This is a genomic window from Sphingomonas sp. EU05-FHT14C10 (assembly GCF_058790595.1).
In genome coordinates this window covers 47,526-67,874 of record NZ_JBYTEN010000005.1, presented here as the reverse complement: position 1 = coordinate 67,874, position 20,349 = coordinate 47,526, and the positions used below count along the sequence as shown (strand labels likewise).

General features: G+C 66.1%; 18 protein-coding genes. 10 read left to right on the top strand and 8 right to left on the bottom strand.

Features of this window, described 5'->3' with window-relative positions:
* Nucleotides 1-18 precede the first annotated feature (18 nt).
* From AC3WT0_RS07390 to AC3WT0_RS07375, 4 genes are all read left to right on the top strand, one after another.
* Nucleotides 19-1,269 carry a lipoprotein-releasing ABC transporter permease subunit gene (locus tag AC3WT0_RS07390; protein ID WP_492752689.1) on the top strand — a complete coding sequence of 417 codons (1,251 nt, stop codon included), beginning with the start codon at nucleotides 19-21 and terminating at the stop codon, nucleotides 1,267-1,269.
* On the top strand, nucleotides 1,262-1,951 hold the full coding sequence (locus AC3WT0_RS07385; RefSeq protein WP_492752687.1) for an ABC transporter ATP-binding protein: 690 nt from the start codon (nucleotides 1,262-1,264) through the stop codon (nucleotides 1,949-1,951). Before AC3WT0_RS07390 ends, AC3WT0_RS07385 begins: the two co-directional genes overlap by 8 nt.
* A gap of 69 nt (nucleotides 1,952-2,020) precedes the next feature.
* Nucleotides 2,021-3,595 carry a PQQ-dependent sugar dehydrogenase gene (locus AC3WT0_RS07380; RefSeq protein WP_492752684.1) on the top strand — a complete coding sequence of 525 codons (1,575 nt, stop codon included), beginning with the start codon at nucleotides 2,021-2,023 and terminating at the stop codon, nucleotides 3,593-3,595.
* Nucleotides 3,596-3,606: 11 nt separating this feature from the next.
* Entirely contained in the window at nucleotides 3,607-4,083 is a 477-nt protein-coding gene (locus AC3WT0_RS07375; protein WP_492752683.1) for a glutathione peroxidase, read from the top strand.
* A gap of 204 nt (nucleotides 4,084-4,287) precedes the next feature.
* Here the strand turns inward: AC3WT0_RS07375 and AC3WT0_RS07370 are convergent, their stop codons facing one another.
* Complete coding sequence (locus AC3WT0_RS07370; RefSeq protein WP_492752682.1) at nucleotides 4,288-4,569, bottom strand: hypothetical protein; 282 nt, start codon at nucleotides 4,567-4,569, stop codon at nucleotides 4,288-4,290.
* A 154-nt stretch (nucleotides 4,570-4,723) separates the two neighbouring features.
* Here AC3WT0_RS07370 and dnaE point away from each other — a divergent pair, with 154 nt between their 5' ends.
* Both dnaE and AC3WT0_RS07360 read left to right on the top strand, forming a co-directional pair.
* Nucleotides 4,724-8,200, top strand: a complete 3,477-nt coding sequence (gene dnaE, locus AC3WT0_RS07365) for a DNA polymerase III subunit alpha (RefSeq protein WP_492752680.1) — start codon at nucleotides 4,724-4,726, stop codon at nucleotides 8,198-8,200.
* Between the two features lie 57 nt (nucleotides 8,201-8,257).
* On the top strand, nucleotides 8,258-9,856 hold the full coding sequence (locus AC3WT0_RS07360; RefSeq protein ID WP_492752678.1) for a long-chain fatty acid--CoA ligase: 1,599 nt from the start codon (nucleotides 8,258-8,260) through the stop codon (nucleotides 9,854-9,856).
* Between the two features lie 5 nt (nucleotides 9,857-9,861).
* Here AC3WT0_RS07360 and AC3WT0_RS07355 read toward each other — a convergent pair whose 3' ends face one another.
* Nucleotides 9,862-10,935 (bottom strand): PA0069 family radical SAM protein, encoded by a 1,074-nt coding sequence (locus tag AC3WT0_RS07355; RefSeq protein ID WP_492752677.1) that lies wholly within the window; start codon nucleotides 10,933-10,935, stop codon nucleotides 9,862-9,864.
* 53 nt (nucleotides 10,936-10,988) lie between these two features.
* On the opposite strand from AC3WT0_RS07355, the gene AC3WT0_RS07350 reads away from it, so the two are divergent.
* Both AC3WT0_RS07350 and AC3WT0_RS07345 read left to right on the top strand, forming a co-directional pair.
* Complete coding sequence (locus tag AC3WT0_RS07350; RefSeq protein WP_492752675.1) at nucleotides 10,989-11,333, top strand: VOC family protein; 345 nt, start codon at nucleotides 10,989-10,991, stop codon at nucleotides 11,331-11,333.
* A gap of 107 nt (nucleotides 11,334-11,440) precedes the next feature.
* Nucleotides 11,441-11,953, top strand: coding sequence for a YbjN domain-containing protein (locus AC3WT0_RS07345; RefSeq protein WP_492752673.1), 513 nt, complete (start codon nucleotides 11,441-11,443; stop codon nucleotides 11,951-11,953).
* Nucleotides 11,954-12,058: 105 nt separating this feature from the next.
* On the opposite strand, the gene AC3WT0_RS07340 is transcribed toward AC3WT0_RS07345, so the two are convergent.
* The 3 genes from AC3WT0_RS07340 to AC3WT0_RS07330 are packed head-to-tail and all read right to left on the bottom strand — an operon-like array spanning nucleotide 12,059 to nucleotide 14,491.
* Entirely contained in the window at nucleotides 12,059-13,093 is a 1,035-nt protein-coding gene (locus AC3WT0_RS07340; RefSeq protein WP_492752672.1) for a zinc-binding dehydrogenase, read from the bottom strand.
* Nucleotides 13,094-13,118: 25 nt separating this feature from the next.
* Nucleotides 13,119-14,141: an aldo/keto reductase gene (locus AC3WT0_RS07335; protein ID WP_492752671.1), complete on the bottom strand. Its 1,023-nt coding sequence runs from the start codon at nucleotides 14,139-14,141 to the stop codon at nucleotides 13,119-13,121.
* Between the two features lie 11 nt (nucleotides 14,142-14,152).
* Nucleotides 14,153-14,491, bottom strand: a complete 339-nt coding sequence (locus AC3WT0_RS07330) for a carboxymuconolactone decarboxylase family protein (RefSeq protein ID WP_492752669.1) — start codon at nucleotides 14,489-14,491, stop codon at nucleotides 14,153-14,155.
* A 99-nt stretch (nucleotides 14,492-14,590) separates the two neighbouring features.
* Between AC3WT0_RS07330 and AC3WT0_RS07325 the strand changes: the two genes are divergently transcribed.
* A complete protein-coding gene (locus tag AC3WT0_RS07325; RefSeq protein ID WP_492752666.1) occupies nucleotides 14,591-15,484 on the top strand; it encodes a LysR family transcriptional regulator in 894 nt (297 codons plus the stop codon).
* Between the two features lie 3 nt (nucleotides 15,485-15,487).
* Here the strand turns inward: AC3WT0_RS07325 and moaB are convergent, their stop codons facing one another.
* Genes moaB through AC3WT0_RS07310 form a run of 3 tightly spaced genes read right to left on the bottom strand, consistent with a single transcriptional unit; the run spans nucleotide 15,488 to nucleotide 18,534 of the window.
* A complete protein-coding gene (gene moaB / locus AC3WT0_RS07320) occupies nucleotides 15,488-16,024 on the bottom strand; it encodes a molybdenum cofactor biosynthesis protein B (protein ID WP_492752663.1) in 537 nt (178 codons plus the stop codon).
* 6 nt (nucleotides 16,025-16,030) lie between these two features.
* Nucleotides 16,031-17,824 carry a lytic transglycosylase domain-containing protein gene (locus AC3WT0_RS07315; RefSeq protein WP_492752662.1) on the bottom strand — a complete coding sequence of 598 codons (1,794 nt, stop codon included), beginning with the start codon at nucleotides 17,822-17,824 and terminating at the stop codon, nucleotides 16,031-16,033.
* Complete coding sequence (locus tag AC3WT0_RS07310; protein ID WP_492752660.1) at nucleotides 17,821-18,534, bottom strand: uracil-DNA glycosylase family protein; 714 nt, start codon at nucleotides 18,532-18,534, stop codon at nucleotides 17,821-17,823. Before AC3WT0_RS07310 ends, AC3WT0_RS07315 begins: the two co-directional genes overlap by 4 nt.
* Before the next feature lie 103 nt (nucleotides 18,535-18,637).
* Between AC3WT0_RS07310 and AC3WT0_RS07305 the strand changes: the two genes are divergently transcribed.
* Nucleotides 18,638-20,287: an electron transfer flavoprotein-ubiquinone oxidoreductase gene (locus AC3WT0_RS07305; RefSeq protein WP_492752658.1), complete on the top strand. Its 1,650-nt coding sequence runs from the start codon at nucleotides 18,638-18,640 to the stop codon at nucleotides 20,285-20,287.
* Nucleotides 20,288-20,349: the final 62 nt, after the last annotated feature.

The following is a 20,349-nucleotide window of genomic DNA, read 5'->3' as shown; positions in this document are numbered from 1 at the left end:
ACACCCCGGAAACCCTGCATGATCCTGTCGCGCTACGAGCGGATGATCGCCAAGCGTTATCTGCTCCCCGGCCGCGGCGAGGCCTTCATCTTCATGGTCGCGACGATCAGCCTGGTCGCGGTGATGCTGGGCGTCGCCGCGCTGGTGATCGTGATGAGCGTGATGAACGGCTTCCGTGCCGAACTGTTCGACAAGGTGGTGGGGCTGAACGGCCATGCCGTGATCCAGGGTTATGACGGGCGCCTGCCTGACTGGCGCGATGTGATCCGGCAGGCGAAGGCGACGCCGGGCGTGACCGAGGCGACGCCGCTGATCGAGCAGCCGCTGATGGCGAGCTTCAACGGGCGCGTCGAGGCGGTGCTGGCGCGCGGGATGCGCGTCGAGGACATCCGGGGCAACGCCACGATCAAGAGCAAGGTGCTCGACGGCAGCCTGCTCGCGCTGACGCCGGGCAGCGGCAATGTCGCGATCGGCGCGCGGCTTGCCGATGCCCTTGGCGCGCAGGTGGGTAGCGAGATCAGCCTGATCAGCCCGCAAGGGCAGACCACGCCGTTCGGCACAGTGCCGCGCATCGTCAGCTACCGCGTGGCGGCGATCTTCGAGGTCGGCGTCTATGATTACGACAAGGCATTCGTGATCATGCCGATCGAGGACGCGCAGACCTTGCTGCTGATGGGCGATGCGGTGGGCATGGTCGAGGTCAAGACGGTCGATCCCGACCGCGTGGCGACGATCCTTCAGCCGCTGGCCAGGCAGGTACAGAGCAAAGGCGTCGTCACCGACTGGCGGCAGATGAACGCGACCTTGTTCGAGGCGCTGGCGGTCGAGCGCGTCGCGATGTTCGTCGTGCTGTCGATCATCGTGCTCGTCGCGGTGTTCAATATCCTGTCGTCGCTGATCATGCTGGTGCGCGCCAAGACGCGCGACATCGCGATCCTGCGGACGATGGGGGCGAGCCGCAGCAGCATGATGAAGATCTTCATGACGGTGGGCGTGACGATCGGCGTGCTCGGCATCATCGCAGGGCTGATCGTCGGCGCGGTCTTCCTGTTCTACCGGCAGGCCGTGGTCAATTTCGTCCAGTTCGTGACGGGCCAGAATCTGTGGGACCCGTCGATCCGCTTCCTGACCGAACTGCCCTCTCGCACCGACCCGGTCGAGGTGATCGGGATCGTGGTGATGGCGCTGATCTTCTCGATCCTCGCGACGCTCTATCCGGCCTACAAGGCCGCGAGCACCGATCCGGTGCAGGTGCTGCGCTATGAGTGAGCCGATGGCCGGCGAAGTGCTGGGCGTCACTGCCCTGAAGCGCAGCTTCACGCAGGGCGGCGAGACGATCGACGTGCTGCGCGGCGTCGACCTTGCCGTCGCGCCGGGGGAGATCGTCGCACTGCTGGGGCCGAGCGGCTCAGGCAAATCGACGCTGCTTCAGGCGGTCGGGCTGCTCGAGGGCGGCTTTGGCGGCTCGATCCGGATCAAGGGCGAGGAAGCAGCGAAGCTCGATGCCGATGGGCGCACGCGGGTAAGGCGCGACGCGCTTGGCTTCGTCTATCAGTTTCATCACCTGCTGCCCGATTTCGACGCGAGCGAGAATGTCGTCCTGCCCCAGCTCATCCACGGTTCCGAGCCTGTTGCCGCGCGCGATCGGGCGGCGACGCTGCTCGGCGCGCTCGGGCTCGGCCACCGCCTGTCGCACCGGCCGTCGCAGCTTTCGGGCGGCGAGCAGCAGCGCGTCGCGGTCGCCCGCGCGCTTGCCAACCGGCCCGCGCTGGTGCTGGCCGACGAGCCGACGGGCAATCTCGACGAGGCGACCGCCGATATCGTGCTGGCGCAGTTTCTGGCTTTGGTGCGCGAAGAAGGGTCCGCCGCGCTGGTCGCGACGCACAATGAACGGCTCGCCGCGCGAATGGACCGCATCGTGCGTTTGCATGACGGCCTGCTTGAAAGCTAGATCAGTGCCGGCTTTGAACAAGAACAGCGATTATTGCCGCGCCCCCCGGCGGCGATCAGGGAGAAAATGATGGTTCGTCTCGGTAGTTCAGCGTCGCGCTATGTCATTGCGACAATGGGTGCGCTCGCGCTTGCGGCCTGCGGCGGCGGATCGCCGACGCCCACGCCGACCCCGACGCCTACGCCGACTCCCACGTCGAGCACGCCGGTCTTCACGTCGCCCACGACCTGGTCGGTCGATTCGGGCAGTACGGGCGTCTTCTATATCGCTACGGCCACCGGACCGGCCGGCAAGACACTGAGCTTCTCGATCACCGGGGGCGACGATCAGAGCTTCTTCAACATCACGAGCAGCGGCGGCCTGTCGTTCAAGACGCCGCCCGACGTCAACAATCCGCTCGATGCGAACAAGGACAATGTCTACGTCGTCCAGCTGACGGTCACTGACGGCACGACCCCGGTCAACCAGACGGTCTATGTCACGGTGATCAAGCCCGATGCGGACGTGCGGGTACGCCGCGTGGGCACCGGCTTCAACCAGCCCGTCTATGTCTTCCCGGTCACCGACGACACGGGTCGGGTCTACGTTGTCGAGCGGACGGGGCGGATCAAGATCCTCGACCCCAAGGCGACCAACCCGGCGGCGACGACGACTTTCCTCGACGTGAGCGCGGAAATCTCGACCGACGGCGAGCGCGGCTTGCTGGGCTTCACGCTGTCGCCGACCTTCGCGACCGACAAGACCTTCTACGTCCTGCTGAGCAACGCCACCGGCGCGATCGAGGTCCGGAAGTACAAGACTCTGGCCAGCAACAACGATCAGGCCGACACGTCGACTGCCGACGTGATCATGCAGATTCCGCACCCGCTCAATTCGCACTATGGCGGCTGGATCGGCTTCGGTGCCGACAATTATCTGTACATCACCACCGGCGACGGCGGCAGCCCGAGCGATTCGGATGGCAACGCGCAGAACAAGAACAGCCTGCTCGGCAAGGTGCTGCGCATCGATCCGGCGACCGATTCCTATCCGAACGATCCCAACAAGGATTATGCGATTCCCACCGGCAATCCCTACGCCACCAGCGGCGGGGCGCCCGAGGTGATCGCCTACGGCTTCCGCAATCCCAAGCGGGCTTCGTTCGAGTTCGCGACCGGATTGTTCATCGGCGACCAGGGCCAGAATAGCTGGGAGGAGGCGGATCTTCTGCTCGCGTCAGATTTCGCGACCGCCGGCACCGCGCCCAATTTCGGCTGGCCGATCCTTGAAGGCACGCACACCTTCCTTGGCGGCGATACGACGGGGCTCGTTCCGCCGATCCTCGAATATGCTCATGGCACCGGTGCTCAGCAGGGCAGCGCGATCATCGGCGGCTATGTCTATCGCGGTGCGGTCACCAGCCTGCAGCTCAACTATTATTTCGGCGATGCCGCGACGGGCAATGTGTGGAGCGTCCCGACGGCCTCGATCGTGCGGGGCAGCACCATCCAGTCGGAGAATTTCCGCCTGCGCAATGGCGGCTTCACGCCTGACGTCGGCACGATCAACAATGTCGTGAGCTTCGGGCAGGACAAGAACGCGAACCTCTATATCGTCGATGCCGATGGCGATATCTTCATCGTGGAGAAGAAGCCGACGAGCTGAGGAGGGGAAGCATGGCGACGATTGCCGATTTCGAGGTGAAGCTGCCTGACGGCGCGACCGAAAAAATGGCCGCGCATCTGGGCAAGGTGCTGCTGATCGTCAACGTCGCCAGCAAGTGCGGCTTCACCCCGCAATATGCGGGGCTGGAGGCGCTCTACCGCAAGTATAAGGATCGCGATCTCGAGGTGCTGGCCTTTCCCTGCAACCAGTTCGGTGCGCAGGAACCGGGCAATGCCGAGGAGATCGCGACCTTCTGCTCGCTCACCTACGACGTGACCTTCCCGCTCTTCGCGAAGATCGACGTCAACGGCGCCAACGCCGATCCGCTGTGGGAGCATCTGAAGGCGATGAGGCCCGGGCTGCTGGGGCGCGGGATCAAGTGGAACTTCACCAAGTTCCTCGTCGATCGCAGCGGCACTGTCGTCCAGCGCTATGCGCCGACGACGACGCCCGCCCAGATCGAGGCGGATGTGGAGAAGCTGCTTTAGGCGGTCGGTCGCGGCAGAGCTGTCCTACAGCCATATCGGGATGTTAGATCGGTGATCGGCGCACGCTGCCCGGCTCTTTGACATTGCGTTCTCTCGCACGTTGAGAATGGCGCTCCAGCGTCTCAACTTTGTCAACTTCCAAGGACAGGAATCACGATTTTCCGCCATTCCCTACCGCAAGCATCGTCACGCTGCCTCTTCTCGTCATTGCATCGTCGGCCTCGGGGCCGGGGCCTGGAACATCGCCTGGCCGACGATCCTCAGCCCCTGCTCATGATCGCCGAGATAGAGGCGGCCGAGCATCCCCAGCCCGGTGCCGAGATTGCCGCCGAACTGCCAGCCGGCGATACGCTCGAACACGCAGCCGACCAGGCTGACCGGGCCGCCGTCATAGGCGAGCACCGCGCCGTCGAACACGCAATTGGTGAAACTGTTGCCGTCGAGCCTGACGGTGCCGCCCGCGAAGCGTGACCCCTGATACTCCATGCCATCCCCCCGGATATGCCGTTAACCAGAAATCCGGGAAACGAAGGGAGCTTGTCAATAAAGCGGATCAGTTCCCGCCCGGCCGTGGCCAATAATCCACAGCTTATGAGGGCGGGCGGTTTTCAGAATCGATCCGAGACCCCATAGTCTTGCGATGCCGCACGCTGCCTTCGTTCCGCTTCGGATCTTCTCCGCCTACACGATGCTGGATGGCGCGATCGATCCCAAGGCGATCGCGTCGCGCGCGCGTGAGCTTGGCTTCCCCGCGGCGGCGATCAGCGATCGCAACGGCCTCTATGGCGCGATGGCCTTTTCCGAAGCGACGATGAAGGCGGGTGTCCAGCCGATCATCGGCACGATGCTGTGCGTGCTGCGCCCCGACATGCCCGATGGCGTGCCGCCGGCTTATGACTGGCTTGCGCTCTACGCGCAGGATCAGCGCGGATATGAGAATCTGTGTGCGCTCGTTTCCATCGCGCATCTCGATCGTCCGATCGAGGAGCAGGCGCATGTCGAGTTCGGCGCGCTGGAAGGGCGCACCGACGGGCTGATCGCCCTGACTGCCGGCGGCGAGGGTGCGCTCGCGCGGCTCTATGCCGAAGAACAGATGCGCGATGCCGAGGATTATGCCGACCGGCTGGAAGCGCTGTTTTCCGGACGGCTCTATATCGAGATCGTCCGCCGGCTCGACGAAGTCGAAGGCAAGGCCGAGCCGCATCTGCTGAACCTGGCCTATGGCCGCAACCTGCCGCTGGTCGCGACCAATCCCTGCTGCTTCGCCGACGAGGATTTTCACGCGGCGCACGATGCGATGCTGTGCATCGCATCCTCATCCTATGTCGAAAGCGAGGATCGCAAGCGCAGCTCGCCCGACGCGTGGATGAAGCCCGCGAAGGAGATGAAGGCGCTGTTCGAGGATCTGCCCGAGGCGATCGCGAACACGCTGGTCGTCGCGCAGCGCTGCGCGGTGGCGGCGCCCAAGCGCGGGCCGATCCTGCCCAGCCTCGCCGGCGACCGCGAAGGCGAGGCGGTGAAACTGCGCGAGGACGCGAAGGCGGGCCTCGAGGCGCGGCTGGAGAAGCTGCCTGCCGATACCGACCGGCAGGCCTATTTCGATCGGCTCGATTTCGAGCTGAACATCATCATCCAGATGGGCTTTCCCGGCTATTTCCTGATCGTCGCCGACTTCATCAAATGGGCGAAGGCGCATGACATTCCGGTGGGGCCCGGGCGCGGATCGGGCGCGGGATCGGTCGTCGCCTGGGCGCTGACCATCACCGATCTCGATCCGATCAAACTGGGCCTGCTGTTCGAGCGCTTCCTCAATCCCGAGCGCGTGTCGATGCCCGACTTCGACATCGACTTCTGCGAAACGCGGCGCGAGGAAGTGATCCGCTACGTCCAGCAGAAATATGGCCGCGACCATGTCGCCCAGATCATCACCTTCGGGCGACTGAAGGCGCGCGCGGTGCTCAAGGACACCGGCCGCGTTCTCCAGATGAGTTACGGCCATGTCGATCGATTAGCCAAGCTGGTTCCAAACCATCCGACCGATCCCTGGACGCTCGATCGTGCGCTCAATGGCGTTTCGGAGCTGGCCGGGGAATATAAGACCGACGGGCAGGTGAAGCAGCTCTTCGATCTGGCGCGCAAGCTCGAGGGGCTTCCCCGCCACAGCTCGACCCACGCGGCGGGCGTGGTGATCGGCGATCGCCCGCTCAGCCAGCTCGTCCCGCTCTACCGCGATCCGCGATCGGATATGCCGGTCACGCAGTTCGACATGAAATATGTCGAAGGCGCGGGGCTGGTGAAGTTCGACTTCCTCGGCCTCAAGACGCTGTCGGTGCTGAAGAAGGCCGTCGAGATGCTCGCCAGGCGAGACATCTCGATCGATCTCGATGCGCTCGAATGGGACGATCCCGAGGTTTACGCACTCCTCCAGCGCGGCGACACGGTGGGCGTGTTCCAGCTGGAATCGGAAGGCATGCGCCGCACGCTGGCGGCCGTGCGCCCGACCAATTTCGGCGACATTATCGCGCTCGTCTCGCTCTATCGGCCGGGGCCGATGGACAATATCCCCATGTTCGGCGCGCGAAAGAACGGACGCGAGCCGATCGCCTATCCGCATCCGCTGCTCGAAGACATTCTTGCCGAAACCTACGGCATCTTCGTTTATCAGGAACAGGTGATGCAGGCCGCGCAGGTGCTGGCCGGCTATAGCCTTGGCGAGGCGGATCTGCTGCGTCGCGCGATGGGCAAGAAGATCAAGGCCGAGATGGACGCGCAGCGCCAGCGCTTCGTCGACGGCTGCGCGGCGCGCGAGATCGATGCCGAGAAGGCCAATGAGCTGTTCGACTTGATCGACAAGTTCGCGGGCTATGGCTTCAACAAGAGCCACGCTGCCGCCTATGCGTTGCTTGCCTATCAGACCGCCTGGCTGAAGGCGCATCACCCGCACGAATTCTACGCGGCATCGATGTGCTACGACATGGCGCTGACCGACAAGCTCGCCATCTTCGTCGACGACATGCGGCGCATGGGGCTCAGCTGTCTCGCTCCCGATATCAATCGCAGCGAGGCCGAGTTCGGGGTCGAGCAGGACGGCGAGGGACTGGCGGTGCGCTATGCGCTCGCCGCACTCAAAGGCGTCGGCGAAAAGGCGATGGAGCAGCTGATCGCCGAGCGCGACGCGAGCGGTCCCTTCGCCTCGCTCGATGATTTCGCGGGGCGCGTCGATCCCAAGCTGCTTAACAAGCGTCAGCTTGAAAGCCTGATCGCCGGGGGGGCGTTCGACGGCCTGTCGCCCGATCGCGCTACGACCTATGCCGTGGCCGAGACCGTGCTGGCCGTGGCTGCGCAGGCCGCCGACGCGCGGACGAGCGGGCAGGGCGGCCTGTTCGGCGCCGGGCCGGCCTCGGTCGCCGCGATCCGCATGCCGCGTGACGTGCACTGGTCGCTCGCCGACAGCATGGCGCAGGAGAAGGAGGCGTTCGGCTTCTACTTCTCGGCCCATCCGGTCGATCGCTACCGCCACCTTGCCGATGCCAATGGCGCACGCAGCTATGGCGCGATCTGCGATCAGCCGCCGGTGGTCGAGGCGAGCCGGTCGGCCGCGACGATGGCTGGGCTGGTCGAGGAGGCGCGCTGGCGGACCTCGGCGCGCGGGCGGCGCTACATGCTGTGCATGCTGTCCGATTCGTCGGGGCAATATATGGCGAGCTGCTTCGACGATGAGGTGTCGAAGGAACTGGAGGAGGCTGCGCGCGCCGGGCATTGCGGCCTGCTGACTGTCGAGCTCGATCGCAAGCCGGGCGAGGAAAGCCCGCGCGTGACGATCAAGCGGATTCAGGCGTTCGACACGCTGACCAGCGCGGCGCGGCTGGAGCTTCACCTGTCGACGAATGACGCTACGGCCGTCGCGTATCTCGCCGATCTCGTCTCGCCGTTGCGCGGCGGGCGGGGGACGCTGGTTCTCCACGTCGTGCTTGATCATGGGGCGTCGGCCAACCTCTGCCTCGGCCGCGATTTCCTGCTCGATGCCGAGCTTGCGGCGCGGATCGAGCGCCTTCCCGGGCTGTCTGACGTGGAGCTTCGTTCGGCCGAACCGCGGCGGCTCGCCCTGGTTTCTTGACAGCAAGGCCATGCTCGAACGACCTTGTTCCCAAAGAACGGGGACGAGGAGAGTAAGATGCTTGGCGGAATGCAGGATTATGCGCTGCGAGTGCCGCGGCTGATCGATCACGCCGCGCGCGAGCATGGCACGCGTGAGATCGTGTCGCGCTGGGCCGACGGCCATGAGACGCGGACCAACTGGGCGGGCATCCATCGCGACGCGCGGCGGCTGGCGCAGGCGCTCGAACGGCTCGGCATGAAACCCGGCGACCGGATCGCGACGCTGGCGATGAACCATGGCCGGCATCTCGCCGCCTGGTATGGCGTGATCGGCATGGGCGGGGTGATCCACACGATCAATCCGCGCCTGTTCGACGAGCAGATCGTCTATATCGCCAATCATGCCGACGATCGCGTGCTGTTCTATGATCGCGCTTTCGCGCCGCTGGTCGAACGGCTGAAGCCTCAGTTCACGTCGATCGAGCATTATGTCTGCTTCGATCCGGCGCCAGGCGAACCGGGTTTCGAAAGCCTGATCGCCACCGAGGACGGCCATTATCGCTGGGTGGAGGGCGGCGAGCGCGATCCGTGCATGCTCTGCTATACCAGCGGTACAACGGGCAATCCCAAGGGCGTGCTCTACGAACATCGATCGACGATGATCCATGCGATGGCCGAGGTCGCGCCCTGGGTCTTCGATCTGTCCAACCGTGCGGTCGTGATGCCGATCGTACCGATGTTCCACGCGGCGGCATGGGGGCTGCCTTTCGCGGCGGCGCTTTCGGGCTGCAAGCTCGTCTATTCTGCGGTGAACGACGCCAAAGTGCTGTGCGACCTGATGAACGGCGAGCAGGTGACGCATTCGGCGGGCGTGCCCACGGTCTGGCTCGCCATGTTCAAGCATATCGACGAAACGGGGGAGAGCCCCGAGCATCTGAGGCTGGTGACGATCGGCGGATCGGCCGCACCGCGCGCGATGCTCAGCCGATTGATGGATATGGGCGTGCGGGTCGCGCACCTCTGGGGCATGACCGAGACTTCGCCGATCGGGACGGCCGGCGCGCCGCCCGTGAACTGGGAGGAGATGGACCGCGAGGAACAGCTCGATCTGGCCTGCAAGCAGGGGCGGATTCCCTTCGGCGTCGAGCTGCGCATCGTCGATGACGAGGATGTCGAGCAGCCGCGCGACGGGGTGAGCTCGGGGCGCCTGCAGATCCGCGGGCCCTGGGTCGTCAAACGCTACTTCAAGGCCGATGCCGATGCAGTCGACGCGGACAGCTGGTTCGATACGGGCGACGTGGCCGTGCTTCACCCTGACGGGACGATGCAGATCACCGATCGTTCGAAGGACGTGATCAAGTCGGGCGGTGAATGGATCAGCTCGGTCGAACTCGAAAATGCCGCGATGGGCTGCCCGGGCGTGGCCGAGGCGGCGGCGATCGGCGTCTACCATCCCAAATGGGACGAACGGCCGCTGCTCCTCGTCGTGCGCAAGCCGGGATCGCATGTCGGCGCGGCGGAGATCACCGCCTATCTGGCGGACAAGGTCGCCAAATGGTGGCTACCCGACGACGTGCATTTCGTCGACGAGCTGCCGCACACGGCGACGGGCAAGCTGCTCAAGACGGCGCTGCGCACGCAGTATAAGGATTATCGCCTGCCGACGGCGGCCTGAGCCTTTCAGAACAGGCGGAGCTGGTCGCCCTCGGGCGGGCGGAACAGGTCCGATCGCAAGTCCCAGCGCTCGCGGTTGAGGCCGTGGCGCTGGACCGCGATGCGGAAGCGGGTGCGCAGCAGCGCCGCCCACGGGCCTTCGCCGCGCATACGCGAGAAGAAGCCGGGATCATTGTCGCGCCCGCCGCGGATCGAGCGGATCACCGACATGACCTTGGCCGCGCGATCGGGGAAATGCGTATCGAGCCAGGCGCGGAACAGCGGCGCGACTTCGTGGGGCAGGCGCACGGGGATGAAGGAGACGCCGCGCGCGCCGGCCTCCGCCGCGCGGGCGACGATGCGCTCGATTTCCTGCTCGGTTATCAGGGGGATAACGGGGGCTATCGAGACGTAAGTGGGGATTCCAGCCGAACTCAATGACTTGACGGCGGCAAGCCGACGCTCGGGATACGGCGCGCGCGGTTCGAGCGTGCGGGCGATCTTCGGGTCGAGCGAGGTGACAGAAAGCGCCACCGCGACCAGCCCATATTCGGCCGCGCGCGCCAGCAGATCGAGGTCGCGAACGACGCGGTTCGACTTGGTGGTGATGCTGAAGGGATGTCGCGTCTCGACCAGTATCTCGATGATCGAGCGCGTGATTTTCCACTCGCCCTCGATCGGCTGATAGGGATCGGTATTGGTGCCCATCGCGATCGGCGCGGGTCGATAGCCGGGCCGCGACAGCTCCTGCCGGAGCAGCATCGCGGCGTCGGGCTTGGCGAACAGTTTCGTCTCGAAATCGAGCCCCGGCGAGAGATCGTGAAAGGCATGCGTCGGGCGCGCGAAGCAGTAGATGCAGCCATGCTCGCAGCCCCGATATGCATTGATCGAGCGATCGAAGGGAATGTCGGGCGAGGCATTGCGGTTGATGATCGACCTGGGCTTTTCGACCGTCACGCTGGTGCGCAGCGGGGGCGGCGTGCCGTCGATATCGGCCTGTGCATCGAGCCAGTCGCCATCGGCCGTGCGCTCGGGAAGGTTGAAGCGCCGGCTGGTCGCGTTGAGCGTCGCGCCGCGCGCGGGGGGCTTCGGCTTTTCCATTGACAAATGATGCGCCATGCGTCAGAACAAATCAAGAACATCAGGGGCGGCATATGGCGCGTTTCAATTATCTCGAACTGCCGTCGAGCGACGTCGCGGTGACCAAGGCCTTCTATGCGCGCGCGTTCGGCTGGAGCTTTACCGATTTCGGGCCGACCTACGCCGCGACGACGAGCGGCGACACCGATATCGGCGTGCAGGGCGACGCGGCGGAGAAGACGGCGGCGCTGCTGCCGGTGATCGAGGTCGACAATCTCGAGGCGGCGGAAGAGGCGGTCTGGGCTGCGGGCGGCGAGATCAGCCTGCCGATCTTCGCCTTTCCCGGTGGACGGCGCTTTCACTTTCGCGATCCTGACGGGCATGAGCTGGCGGTGATGCAGCCTGCGGTCGAGGGGTAGGCGCGGTCTGGCGGGCGGCGGCCGCGCCGGCGAGGGAATGGCGCGATTGTCCCGCAGCACAGGCGCGGGCTATGGTCGGTCGTCGTTTTTGCTTTGCGGGGACTGTGATGGACTTTGGTGCGCGCATGGGGAGGCTGGCGCTGGGTGGCGCGGCGATGATCGCGGTGCCGGCGCTGGCGCAGGACAAGGCGCCCGAACGGATACTCGATCTGACGCGACCCGATATCGTCACCGATGCGGTGCGTGAGGCCGGATACAAGGCCGAGCTCAAGCGCAATGGCAAGGGCGACCCCTATATCGTGAGCGCGGCGAATGGCGCGGCCTTCACGATCGAGTTTTACGGCTGCAAGCCCGACAGCGGCTGTTCGTCGTTGCAATTCTATACCTGGTTCAAGAAGCAGCCGGGCTTCACCCCGGCGCTTGCCAACGAATGGAACGCCAACAAGCGCTTCGTGAAAATCTATGTCGACAAGGATGGCGACCTCGGCACGTCGATGGACGTGACGACGGTCGGCAAGATGACCTATGCCAATTTCGCCGACGTGATCGACTGGTGGTCGGTGATGACCGCCGATCTCGACACGTTCATCGACAAGCATGAGGGCAGCGAGGCGAAGTAGGCTGTAGCTAGAACAGGTGGCCGGCGAGGGCTTTGGCCGTAGTGTGCGAATCCGGGGACGGCGGCATCCCGCGATCCTGTGCGGGACGCCGCTTCCGACAGGCCGTCAGGGTCGGATCAAAACCTTGAGTGCTTCGCGGCCGTTCATCGCGAGATAGCCATCGGGTACGCCGTCGAGATCGATGGTGCGATCGAAGACGCGGCCGGGCTTGATCCGCCCTTCCATGATATCCGGCAGCAATTCGTCGATATAGGCGCGGACGGGCGCAGGGCCGCCCGAGACCGTGACATTCGTGTAGAACATCGGCCGCGCTCCGGGGACGGCGTCATAGTGAGGCACGCCGACGCGCCCGACCGCGCCGCCGGGGCGGACGATCCCCATGGATGTGGCGATCGCCTGTTCGGTGCCGACGCATTCGAGGACCGACTGGACGCCGAGGCCACCGGTGAGCGCGCGGACGCGCTCGATCGCTTCCTCGCCACGCTCGCTCACCACATCGGTGGCGCCGAAGCTGTTGGCCAGCGCGATACGATCGGCATGACGACCCAGCACGATGATCTGCTCTGCGCCGAGGCGTTTTGCCGCGAGGATGCCGCAGAGCCCGACCGCGCCGTCGCCGACCACTGCCACGGTGTGGCCGGACGCCACGCGCGCCGTGACCGCGGCGTGATGCCCGGTGCCCATCACGTCGGACAGTGTGAGCAGCGACGGCATCAGCGCATCGTCCTCGCCGACCGGCAGCGGATAGAGCGTGCCGTCGGCCAGCGGTACGCGCAACGCCTCTGCCTGTGCTCCGCCGGCTGCGCCGCCATTGCCGAAGAAGCCGCCGTGCATGCACGCCGTCTGCAGGCCTTCGTCGCAGAACAGGCAGGAGCCGTCCGAGTAGGCGAAGGGCATGATGACGACTTGCCCAGGCTTGATGCGATGGACATCGCCGCCCACGGCCTCGACCACGCCAATCGCCTCGTGACCCATCTGCTGGCGTTCGACATTCGGGCCGCCATTGAACGGCCAGAGATCGCTGCCGCAGATGCAGGCGCGGGTGATGCGGATGACCGCGTCGGTGGGGTGAAGGATGGCGGCGTCGGGAACCGTTTCGATCCTGACGTCATGGGCCTTGTGCATGACGGTTGCGCGCATGGGACTGTCTTCCTGTTCGGCTGGATCAGGCGTTCTGGTCGACGGGCGGGGCTTCGCGGCCGACCATCGCCATTTGCGCCGGGGCATAGCGATCGCCCTCGGCCTGGATGCCGGCGGCGGCGCTGTTGATTTCGGCCAGATCGGCCTCGGTCAGCACCACATCGGCGGCGCCCAGATTCTCCTCGAGGCGGTGGAGCTTGGTGGTGCCGGGGATCGGCACGACATAGGGGCGCTGGGCGAGTAGCCAGGCAAGCGCGACCTGCGCTGGCGTGGCGCCCTTGGCAGCCGCGACGCGCTTCAGCAGTGCGACGAAGGCCTGGTTCTTCTCCAGCGAGGCGGGGGCGAAGCGCGGGACGCTGGCACGGAAATCGCCTGCGTCGATCTTGGTCGAGCCGGACATCGTGCCGGTCAGGAAGCCCTTGCCGAGCGGGCTGTAAGGGACGAAGCCGATGCCGAGTTCGTCGCAGGCATCGAGGATGCCATTGGTCTCGGGCGCGCGCCACCACAGCGAATATTCGTTCTGGAGCGCGGTGACGGGCTGGATGGCGTGGGCGCGGCGCAGCGTCTGCACGCCGGGCTCGGACATGCCGAAATGGCGGGCCTTGCCCTCGGCGATCAGATCGCGGACCGTGCCGGCGACATCCTCGATCGGCACCTGCGGATCGACGCGGTGCTGGTAGAGCAGGTCGATCGTCTCGATGCCCAGACGCTGCAGCGAACCTTCGACCGCCTTGCGGATATTTTCGGGCCGGCTGCTTATGCCGCGCGTCTCGCGCTTTTCATGATCGATGTCGAAGCCGAACTTGGTCGCGATCACCACCTGGTCGCGGAAGGGGCGAAGCGCCTCGCCCACGATCTCCTCGTTGAGGAAGGGGCCGTAGACTTCGGCGGTGTCGAAGAAGGTCACGCCGCGTTCGACGGCGGCGCGGATCAGCGCGATGCCTTCTTCCTTCGTCAGCTTCGCCGCATAGCCGAAATTGATGCCCATGCAGCCGAGGCCGATGGCCGAAACCTTGAGGCCGCTGCGGCCGAGTTCGCGCATTTGCATGTTCGTTCCTTTCACTTGTCCTGATCAGGTCCGGCGTCGGCGAAGACCTTTCGCGCGATGCCGATGGCGGTGGCGGCGGTCGGCCACCCCGAATAGAAAGCGAGATGGGTGATGACCTCGACGATCTCGTCGCGGGTCACGCCGTTTTCGAGCGCCTTGCCGATGTGGAAGGGCAGTTCGTTGGCGCGGTAGAGCGCGGTGAGCGCGGCGACGGTGACGAGACTGCGATCGCGGGGGCCGAGTTCCGGGCGCTGCCAGATATCGTCGAACAGCACTTCGTCCGAAATAGCGGCGAGCTTGGGTGCGATATCGCCCCAGGGCGCGCGCATCGGGGTTTGTCCATCGGCCATCGGCTGCTCTCCTGCTGGATGCGTGCGGCCTATCTAGGGTAGCGACCACATCGCGATTAGAACGTGCAATCGGCATGAGTTTATGAAAATAACTCAGTAATGCCACGCCAGATCATCAACGACCTGCATGCCTTCCGCACGGTGGCGCGCGAGCGCAGCTTCACGCGTGCCGCCGCCCAGATCGGCGTTTCTCCTTCCGCGCTCAGCCATGCCGTGCGCACGCTGGAGGAGCGCATCGGCATCCGCCTGCTGACACGGACGACGCGCAGCGTCGCACCCACGCAGGCCGGCGAGCGGCTGCTGGCGGCGATCATACCGCATCTCGACGGGATCGAGGAGGAGCTTGCCGCGATCGGCGAGCTGCGCGACAAGCCGGCGGGGACGATCCGCATCACCACCGGCATCCATGCGGCGCAGACGGTGCTGTGGCCGGCGCTGGCGCCGTTCCTCGCCAGCTATCCCGATATCGAGGTCGAGCTGAGCGTCCATTCGGGCTTTGTCGACATCGTCGCCGAGCGCTTCGACGCGGGCGTGCGGCTGGGCGAGACGATCGAGCAGGACATGATCGCGGTGCGGATCGCGCCCGACATGCGCATGGCAGCGGTCGCGTCGCCCGCCTATCTGGCCGATCGCGCGCCGCCGCTGACGCCGCATGACCTGTCGGCGCACAAATGCATCAACCTGCGTTTCCCGACCTATGGCGGGCTTTATGTCTGGGAATTCGAGCAGGAGGGCCGTGCGCTCAACGTGCGCGTCGAGGGGCAGGTGATCGTCAACGACATCGTGCTGGCGCGGGCGGCGGCGATCGACGGCGCGGGGATCGCCTATCTGCCCGAGGATTATGTGATCGGCGATGTCGAGGCGGGGCGGCTCGTCCGCGTACTCGGCAACTGGTGCCCGCCCTTTCCGGGCTATCACCTCTATTATGCCAGCCGGCGCCAGATGTCGCCGGCGCTGGGGTTGCTGATCGAGGCGTTGCGTTACCGGGCCTGAGGCTCAGCGCTCGTTGAGGCGGGGCATCAGCTCGACGAAGTTGCAGGGCAGGAAGCGGCTGTCGAGCTGGGTGGCGAGGATGCCGTCCCAGCCGTCCTTCACCGCGCCGGTCGAGCCGGGCAGCGCGAAGACATAGGTGCCGTTGGTCACGCAGGCGCAGGCGCGCGACTGGATCGTCGAACTGCCGATCTTGGCGTAGCTCAGCCAGCGGAACAGCTCGCCGAAGCCGGGGATGTCCTTGCCGCCCAGCCGCGCCAGCGCCTCGGGCGTGACATCGCGGCCGGTGACGCCGGTGCCGCCCGTGGTGATGATGCAGTCTATCTCGGGATCGTCGACCCAGCCCTGCAGGCGCGCGGCGAGGCGATCGACATCGTCGGGCTCGATCGCGCGGGCGGCGAGGATGTGGCCGGCAGCGGTCAGCCGCTGGACGAGCGCGTCGCCCGAGCGGTCGGTCTCGGGCCCGCGCGTGTCGGAGACGGTGAGGACGGCGATCCGGACGGGGACGGGCACCGGCCCATCGCCGGGCTTGTCGCTGGCCATGGCGGGTTACTGGGCGCTGGCGGCGCGCATCGCCGTCGCGGCGGCGACGGCGGGGCCGGTCGGCCTTTCCATGCGCACGGCGGTCGCGCCCGGAAGGCCGGGGAAGCGCGGCCACAGACCCTGCGCCAGCGCCTTGCGGCTGGGCGAGTCATCGCCGGCATTTTGCTGGTACATCCAGTAGTTGCGCATGACGATCGTCACATAGCCGCGCGTTTCCCAATAGGGAATGCTCTCGATGTAAAGCAGGGGATCGCCCTTGTCGAAGCCGCGGGCGTTCCATTCGCCCACCGGCTGCGGGCCGCAATTATAGGCGGCGATGACCTTGGGCAGCAGCCCGCCGGTCGCGCCATAATCGCGAAGCTGTTCCAGATAGGCCTGGCCGAATTCGATATTGGTCTGCGGATTGGCGAGCGCGGCGCGGTCCACCGTCTCGCCGCGCCGGCGCGCGATGAGCTGCGCCGTGGTCGGCAGCACCTGCATCACGCCATAGGCGCCGGCGGGGCTCACGACATCGGGGCGGAAGCGCGATTCCTGCAGCGCGTGCGCGAAGACCAGCGACTTGTCGACGCGCCAGCCGCCCGCAGGCGTCCAGTCCGGCGCGGGATAGCGCGCGCTGGCCTGAAGCCGGGTGCCAGCGGGGCCGTTATGCGCGAGCCAGATCTGCAGATCGGGCATGTTCATGCGGCCGACGAGGCGGACGAGCATCTCATGCTCGCGTGCGTCGCCGATCCTGGCCTGATGGCGGATCGCGTCGGCCGAAAGGTTGCGCTCGCCGATCTCCGACAGCGCGACGGCGGCGCGCACGCTGGGATGCGTCGACAGCTTTTCCCAGTCGGCGGCGAGAATATCGGGCTGGAGCGCGGGGGCGGCGGTGATGCCGAGCGTCTGCTGGGCCAGCTGGCCGTAGAAGGTCTCGGGATTGCGCGCGGCGGCGCGCAGGCGGTTCTCGATCCGCTCGGGATGCCCGCCCGCCATGTCGGCGCGCGCGGCCCAGTAATTGCCGGCGGCCTGCATCTCCTCATCCTCGCCGCGGCGCGAGACCGCTTCGAAGGCGCCGAGCGCGGCGACGAAATCCTGCTGGCGCCAGGCGGCGAGGCCCGAGATCCAGTCGGCATGGACGGCCCATTCGCCGATGCCGGCACGTGCCTTGTCGGCAAGGCGGCGGGCGTCGGCATCGTTGCCGGTGATGTAGTAGGACCAGGCGACGCGCTGCTGCCATTCGGTCAGCGCCTCGGGCGACAGCGCGGGGGCGGCGTCGTCGATCAGCTTCTCGGCATCGGCGGGGGCGTCGGCCTTGATCAGCGGCAGGATCCTGGCGGACAGCGCGACGCCGACCGGATCGACCTTGATCGTCGCGGCGCGGCCACGCAGCGGCTGGCTGCCCAGCCATTGCAGGCGCTGCTCGGTCGGGATGACGGGAAGATCGGCCGCGCCGCGCCGCGTGGCGAGCGCCGCGATCTGCTGCGCCTCGGGCAGTTCGGGCGACTTGGCGAGCCAGGCAAGGAGCGGATCGAGCGCGACCCTGGGCGAACCCTTGGACGTGTAAAGCTCGCCGAGTGCGGTCTGGTGCAGCACGCCTTCGGGCATGGCGGCGAGGAGCGATTGCGCCTCGGCCCAGCGGCCGGCGCGGATCGCCGTGAAAATGGCGCGGTAGGAAGCGCGATCGGCGTCGTTCAGGACGACGGGCGCTTTCTTGTGCGCGGGCGTGAAGGCATCGGGCACGCTTTGCACCGCGCCCGTGCTGGCGGCGAATGCGGGCATGGCGCAGCCGGCCAGCGCAAGCGCTACAAGCAGCCTCATTTCGCCAAATCCCCCACGAACAGTCTCAAATCCTTCCAGGCTTCCGCCTTTGCTGCCGGCTGCTGAAGCAACAGGCGTGGCGCATAGGTCGCCACCGCCTCGACCTTGCCGACAGGGGTGTTAATCTGCCGTATCGCGCCGCGCGCGTCGCGCAGGTCCATCCCGCACAGCGCACGGCTCGCCGCATTCCCCATCAAAAGGAGGCGCTTGGGCGCCGCGAGGCCGATGTGATGGCGCATGATTTCGGCAAGTCGCGCGCCGCTTTCGGGATCGACGAGTCCGCCGGGCGCGCGCACCGCAGCGAGCGAGGCGAGGTAGATGGATGCGCGGTCGCGCCCGATCGCGGCGAGCATGCGATCGAACAGGCGGCCGACATCGCCGGAGAAGAGCTGATCGGCATCGCCCGGTTCGGGCTGGTCGACGACGATCATCAATCCCGATGCCGGATCACCCGCCGGCGCGATGCGGCGCGGTCCCCAGCGCGTATCGGGCAGGTCCACGCCCGCAGCGAGCCAGGCCTGGAAGGCGTCGAGCGTGGCAGGGAGCGCCGCCGGGGAGGGTGCTGCAGGCGTCGCCGCACGGGCGACGGCAGGCGCCTCACGCGCCAGCCAGTCGAACGGTTCGTCGCCGACCAGCGAATCGACTCCAGCCTCGCGCCACCAGGCGACGAGGCTTTCCGCCTCGATTTTCGTTATTTCTTCGACCCGCATGGTGCGCCATAGGCACAGTAGTTGACGTGAAGGTCAATCTGTTGGCACGGGTCGCAGGGACGGGGCGTTGTCCCGATGCGACAAGAAGGACCGGGGACGGATCATGAGTGAACGCGAATCGATGCCCTACGACGTGGTGATCGTCGGCGGCGGCCCGGCCGGGCTGGCTGCGGCGATCAGGCTGAAGCAGATCGCGGCGGAGAAGGGCGGCGAAATCTCGGTCTGCATCCTCGAGAAGGGATCGGAGATCGGCGCGCACATCCTGTCGGGCGCGGTCGTCGACCCGAAGGCGCTCGACGAGCTGCTTCCCGACTGGCGCGAAAGCTGCCCGCTGGCCGAGACGCCGGTGACCGAGAATCACCACTGGGTGCTGAGCGCAGGCAAGAAGTTCGAGTTCCCGCACATCTTCATGCCCTCCTTCATGAACAACAAGGGCACCTACACCGGGTCGCTCGGCAATCTCTGCCGCTGGCTGGCCGAGCAGGCCGAGGGGCTGGGCGTCGAGATCTTCCCGGGCTTCGCAGCGGCGGAGATCCTGTTCAACGACGATGGATCGGTGAAAGGCGTCGCGACCGGCGACATGGGCGTGGCGCGCGACGGCACGCACAAGCCCGACTATCAGCCGGGGCTGGAACTCCACGCCAAATATACGTTCTTCGCCGAAGGCGCGCGCGGCCACCTGACCAAGGAACTGAAGCGCATCTTCGAGCTGGAAGCGGATAGCGAGCCGCAAGTCTATGGTATCGGCCTGAAAGAATTGTGGGACATCGATCCGGCCAAGCATGTGCCGGGGCGCGTGATCCATACGCAGGGTTGGCCGCTGGACGATGCGTGGGGCGGCGGCTTCCTCTATCATCAGGCGAACGGGCAGGTCGCGCTCGGCTTCGTCGTCGCGCTCAACTACAAGAATCCGCACCTTTCGCCCTTCATGGAATTCCAGCGCTGGAAGACGCATCCGGAAATCCGCGCGATCCTGGAAGGCGGCCGCCGCGTTTCCTATGGCGCGCGCGCGATCAACGAGGGCGGCTGGCAGTCGGTGCCCAAGCTGACCTTCCCCGGCGGCGCGCTGATCGGCTGTTCGGCGGGCTTCGTGAACGTGCCGCGCATCAAGGGCAGCCATACCGCGATGAAGAGCGGGATGCTGGCGGCCGAGGCGGCATGGGACGCGATCGCCGCCGAACGCGCGGGCGACGAACTGACCGCCTATCCCGAGACGCTCGACCAGAGCTGGATCGCGACCGAGCTGAAGAAGGTCCGCAACGTCGAGCCCGCCGTCGCCAAGTTCGGCGGCACGCTGGGTACGCTGGTGGCCGGCGTTGACATGTGGATGCGCCAGCTGGGTATCGGGCTGCCCTTCACCTTCAAGCACAAGGCCGATCACACCAAGCTGTGGCGCGCCGACCAGTGCAAGAAGATCGACTATCCCAAGCCCGACGGCGTCATCAGCTTCGATCGCCTCTCGTCGGTGTTCCTGTCGAACACCAACCATGAGGAGGATCAGCCCTGTCACCTGACGCTAAAGGATGCCGACGTTCCGATCAGCTACAACCTGCCGCTCTACGACGAACCCGCCCAGCGTTACTGCCCGGCGGGGGTTTATGAGATTGTGGGGCTTGAAGAGGGTGATCCGCGCTTCCAGATCAACGCCCAGAATTGCGTGCACTGCAAGACTTGTGACATCAAGGATCCGACCCAGAACATCAACTGGGTCGTGCCCGAGGGCGGTGGAGGACCGAATTATCCGAACATGTAACGCCCTGCTGACGGCTCTCGCGGCCGTCGCCGCACCGCTTGCCGCCGCTGCTCCGGCGCAGG